4 protein-coding genes are annotated in these 4,710 nt (G+C 74.3%); 3 read left to right on the top strand and 1 reads right to left on the bottom strand.

Features of this window, described 5'->3' with window-relative positions; translation table 11 throughout:
- Window positions 1–1,227: alpha/beta fold hydrolase (locus tag HMPREF0731_RS08450; protein ID WP_007003659.1), on the top strand; the 1,227-nt coding region annotated here is incomplete at its 5' end.
- 131 nt (window positions 1,228–1,358) lie between these two features.
- Window positions 1,359–2,534, top strand: coding sequence for an acetyl-CoA C-acetyltransferase (locus tag HMPREF0731_RS08445; RefSeq protein ID WP_007003658.1), 1,176 nt, complete (start codon window positions 1,359–1,361; stop codon window positions 2,532–2,534).
- A gap of 45 nt (window positions 2,535–2,579) precedes the next feature.
- Here the strand turns inward: HMPREF0731_RS08445 and HMPREF0731_RS08440 are convergent, their stop codons facing one another.
- Window positions 2,580–3,059, bottom strand: a complete 480-nt coding sequence (locus tag HMPREF0731_RS08440) for a DUF1203 domain-containing protein (RefSeq protein ID WP_007003657.1) — start codon at window positions 3,057–3,059, stop codon at window positions 2,580–2,582.
- A 357-nt stretch (window positions 3,060–3,416) separates the two neighbouring features.
- Between HMPREF0731_RS08440 and HMPREF0731_RS08435 the strand changes: the two genes are divergently transcribed.
- Window positions 3,417–4,700: a pyruvate kinase gene (locus tag HMPREF0731_RS08435; RefSeq protein ID WP_007003656.1), complete on the top strand. Its 1,284-nt coding sequence runs from the start codon at window positions 3,417–3,419 to the stop codon at window positions 4,698–4,700.
- Window positions 4,701–4,710 lie beyond the last annotated feature (10 nt).

Genomic DNA, 4,710 nt, shown 5'->3' with positions numbered 1-4,710 from the left:
CTGCACCTGAACCTCGCGCTGCTGCGCGGCATGGGCGCGGCGCTGAGCCTGGAGACGCTGGCCGGCCCGGCGGCGAGCCTGCCCTTCTCGCCCGCCTCGCCGAGCTGGAGCGACGCCTGGCCGATCTCGAAGGCGGGCCGGGCGGAAATGCAGCGGATCAGCCGCGCCCTCGCGCAAGGCGGCCACGATCCTGAGCGCTTCCGCGCCGCCGTGCTGCGCCGCCTGGCGCGGCAGGACCGGGCGCTGATCGCCGGCCTCGCCGCCTATCGCCGCCACCCCTATCGCCGGGAAATGCCGAGCCCCCCCGTGCTCTGGCAGGAGGGCGACAGCCGTCTGCTCGACTATGGCGGGGAGGGCCCGGCGGTGCTGGTCGTGCCCTCCCTGGTCAACCGGGCCGAGGTGCTGGACCTGATGCCGGGCCATTCCCTGCTGCGCTGGCTGGCCGGCCAGGGCTGCCGCGTGCTGCTGCTCGACTGGGGCTGGCCGGAGGAAGCCGAGCGCGGCTTCACCCTGACCGACTACATCGCGGGGCGGCTGGAACGCGCCATCGCCGCCCCGGCGCTGGCGCCGCTGGGGAAGCTGGCGCTGGTCGGCTACTGCATGGGCGGGCTGCTGACGCTGGCCGCCGCGCTGCGCCGGCCGGAGCGGCTGCGCGGCCTGGCCCTGCTGGCCACGCCGTGGGATTTCCACGCCGGGGACGATGCGACGCGCCAGCGCGCCCTGGCGCTGGCCGCCCTGCTGCCGGGGCTGGAGCCGCTGCTGCAGGCCCAGGGCGCGCTGCCGGTCGATGTCATCCAGACGCTGTTCGCCGGGCTCGACCCCTGGGGCATCGCCGCCAAGTTCCGCGCCTTCGCCGCCATGGACCCGGACAGCCCGCGCGCCCAGATGTTCGTGGCGCTGGAGGACTGGCTGAACGATGGCATCCCGCTCGCCGCCCCGGTGGCGCGGGAGGCGCTGGGCGGCTGGTACGGGCGGAACGAGACGGCGCGGCTGCGCTGGCGCGTCGCCGGCGCGGTGGTGGACCCCACGGCGCTGCGCCTGCCGAGCTTCGTCGCCATCCCGCAGGCCGACCGCATCGTGCCGCCGGATTCGGCCGCGGCGCTGGCGGCGCTGCTGCCGGGCGCCCATATCCGCCACGTGCCCGCCGGGCATATCGGCATGGCCGCCGGCAGCCGGGCCGAGGCGGTGCTCTGGCAACCGCTGCGGGAATGGCTTGGCCCCTTGTAGCGGTCCCGTTTCGCGTCGCACACTGCGCGGCAAGGGCGGCGCCACGCCGCTTCGGCCCCGCCCCCCGGCGGCACGCCGTGTCACCGGCCAGGCGTCAGGGCCGCCAAACACCAGGAGGGAGTAACCCAGCCATGACCGACATCGTCATCGCCGCCGCCGCGCGCACCCCGGTCGGCGCCTTCAACGGCGCCTTCGCCTCGCTGCCGGCGCATGCGCTGGGCGCCGCCGCCATCCAGGCCGCCCTCTCCCGCGCCGGGGTCGAGGCCACCGAGGTGGACGAGGTGATCCTCGGCCAGATCCTGACCGCCGGCGCCGGGCAGAACCCGGCCCGCCAGGCCTCCGTCCATGCCGGCATCCCGGTCGAGCGCACCGCCTTCGGCATCAACCAGCTCTGCGGCTCCGGCCTGCGCGCCGTGGCGCTCGCCGCCCAGCAGATCGCCACCGGCGACGCCTCCATCGTCGTGGCCGGCGGGCAGGAGAGCATGACCCAGGCGCCGCATTGCGCGCAGCTGCGCGCCGGCGTGAAGATGGGCGACTTCCAGATGGTCGACACCATGATCCGCGACGGGCTGTGGGACGCCTTCAACGGCTACCACATGGGCAACACCGCCGAGAACGTCGCCCAGAAGTTCCAGATCACCCGCGAGCAGCAGGACGAGTTCGCCTACAACTCCCAGCGCAAGGCGGGCGAGGCGATGAAGGCGGGCGCCTTCAGGGACGAGATCGCGCCCGTCACCGTCAAGGGCCGCAAGGGCGACACGGTGGTGGACGCCGACGAATACCCCAAGCCCGAGACCACGCTGGAGGTGCTGGCCAAGCTGCGCCCGGCCTTCGCCAAGGACGGCTCGGTCACCGCCGGCAACGCCTCGGGCCTGAATGACGGCGCCGCCGCCATCGTGGTGATGAGCGCGGCCGAGGCCGCCAGGCGCGGCCTGACGCCGCTCGCCCGCATCGCCTCCTGGGCCACCGCCGGCGTCGATCCCTCGATCATGGGCACCGGCCCGATCCCGGCCAGCCGCAAGGCGCTGCAGAAGGCCGGCTGGAACATCCAGGACCTCGACCTGATCGAGGCCAACGAGGCCTTCGCCGCCCAGGCCTGCGCGGTGAACAAGGAGATGGGCTGGGACACCGCCAAGGTGAACGTGCATGGCGGCGCCATCGCCCTCGGCCACCCGATCGGCGCCTCGGGCGCCCGCGTGCTGACCACCCTGCTCTACGGGATGAAGGCGCGCGGCGCGAAGAAGGGCCTGGCCACGCTGTGCATCGGCGGCGGCATGGGTGTCGCCATGTGCCTCGAGGCCGCCTGACGAGAAGAGAAGGCCGGGGGGACAGAGTCCCCCCGGACCCCGCCATCAGTTTGGCAGTTTCTCCACCGCCGCCAGCAGGCAGCCGGGGCGCGCGGTGTGGATGTTGATGTGGCGGGTGCGCGGGTCGTCCAGCGCCCGTTGCAGCAGGGGCGCCACCGCCGCGCCCTCGGCGATGCCGCCCAGGTCGTAGAGGCACAGCGCCGCTTCGTCGTAGGAGCGGACGGAGACGATGGCGTTCGCCAGCACGACCGGCGCGATCTCGTCCTCCGCCGCATAGGCCGCGCAATCCCGCGCGTGCAGGAAGATCGGGCTCGGCGTCCAGTAGACGCCCCGCGGCTGCGGCAGGTCGTAGCTGCCAAGCAGCATCTCCTCGCCAGGCGTGCCGAGGCGCAGGCAGTGCCGGCAGGGAAAGCCGGGGCCGTCCACCACGCGGCGATGCAGCGCCTGGCCGCGATCGTCCAGGCCGGTCGCGCGCCAGCGCGCGGCGGTCTCGGTCGGGATGGGGACGCAGCGGAAACGGGACATGCGGGCTCTCCGGATGGGTGGCGCAGCCTCGCCCGCGCCGCCACCGCCCCGCCATCCGCCGGTTGCGGGGCTGCGCCCCGGCGGAATCATGCCAGCTTCACGCCGCGCGCCGCGGCCAGGCTCTAGTCTGGCGGCGGAGAGGCAAGAGGAGGCCGCCATGGCCGAGGACGCACCGACCCCCGCCGCGCTGCAGGCCGAGCTGGAAGCCCTGCTGGCCGCCTGCAGGCCGAGGGCAGCGCCATCGCCGCGCATTGGCGCGACGCGCTGGCCCGCCCCGATTTCGCCGCCGGCGCGCAGAACCTGGCCTGCTACCTGGCGCTGCGCCACCGCGAGCTGCGGCCGCTGCAGCGCGCGCTGATGCCGCTCGGCCTGTCCTCGCTCGGGCGGATCGAGGGGCGGGTGCTGCCCGGGCTGCAGGCGGTGGCGGCCAGCCTGGCGGCGCTGTCCGGCCGGCCCGGCCTGCCGCATCCCGCCCCGGCCGAGTTCTTCGCCGGCGAGCAATGGCTGGCGCGCAACACCCGCGCCGTGCTGGGCCCGCCGAGCCCCGGCCGGCCGGTCGGGCTGATGGTCACCTGCCCCTCCGAGGCGGCCGAGGACCCCGGCTTCACCCTGGCCCTGGCGATGCGCGGGGTGGAGGCGCTGCGCATCAACTGCGCGCATGACGATGCCACCGCCTGGGGCCGCATGATCGCCCATGCCGAGGCCGCCGAGGCCGCCACCGGCCACCGCATGCGCGTCATCATGGACCTGGCCGGGCCGAAGATCCGCACCGGCGCCGGGCTGCACCCGGCGGAGCGCCGCCGCATCCTGGCCGGCGAGGCGCTGGCCATCGTGCCGCCGGGCGGGCTGGCCGCGGTGCCGCCAGGCCTGGCCGATTTCGCCATCGAATGCAGCCTGGCCGAGGTGCTGCGCATGGTGCTGCCGCGCCAGCGCGTCTTCATCGACGATGGCCGCATCGGCGCCGTGGTCGAGGCCTGCGAGGGCTGGGGCCTGCTGGCCCGCATCCTCTCCGCGCCCGAGGATGGCGCGCGGCTGAAGCCGGAGAAGGGGCTGAACTTCCCCGACACCGAGTTGCATTGCGCCGCGCTGACCGACAAGGACCGCGCCGATCTCGATTTCGTCGCGCGGCACGCCGATGGCATCGGCTATTCCTTCGTGCAATCGGCCGGCGATGTGCAGGCGTTGCAGGCCGAGCTGGCGGCGCGCCGCCCGCAGGACTGGCGGCAGCTGGCGCTGGTGCTGAAGATCGAGACGGTGCGCGCCGTGCATGCCCTGCCCGGCATCGTGGTGCAGGCGGCCGGGCAGCAGCCGGCGGCGATCATGATCGCCCGCGGCGATCTGGCGGTGGAGATCGGCTTCGCCCGCCTGGCCGAGATGCAGGAGGAGATCCTGTGGATCGGCGAGGCCGCGCATGTGCCGGTGATCTGGGCGACCCAGGTGCTGGAGCACCTGATCCGCAAGGGCGCGCCGCTGCGCGGCGAGATGACCGATGCGGCGATGGGCGGGCGCGCCGAATGCATCATGCTGAACAAGGGGCCGCATCTGCTGCAGGCGCTGGACACGCTGGAGCCGCTGCTGCGCCGCATGGGCGAGCACCAGCGCAAGAAGACGCCGCAGCTCAGGGCGCTGGCGAGCTGGTAGAGAAAAAGGG

Source organism: Pseudoroseomonas cervicalis ATCC 49957, assembly GCF_000164635.1.
Lineage (GTDB): Bacteria > Pseudomonadota > Alphaproteobacteria > Acetobacterales > Acetobacteraceae > Pseudoroseomonas > Pseudoroseomonas cervicalis.
This window is presented reverse-complemented; position numbering and strand designations above follow the sequence as displayed.

Excerpts from the sequence above, each read along its gene's own strand:
- HMPREF0731_RS08440 (WP_007003657.1), bottom strand. The coding sequence starts at position 3,059 with ATGTCCCGTTTCCGCTGCGTCCCCATCCCGACCGAGACCGCCGCGCGC.
- HMPREF0731_RS08445 (WP_007003658.1), top strand. The coding sequence starts at position 1,359 with ATGACCGACATCGTCATCGCCGCCGCCGCGCGCACCCCGGTCGGCGCC.
- HMPREF0731_RS08435 (WP_007003656.1), top strand. The coding sequence starts at position 3,417 with ATGCCGCTCGGCCTGTCCTCGCTCGGGCGGATCGAGGGGCGGGTGCTG.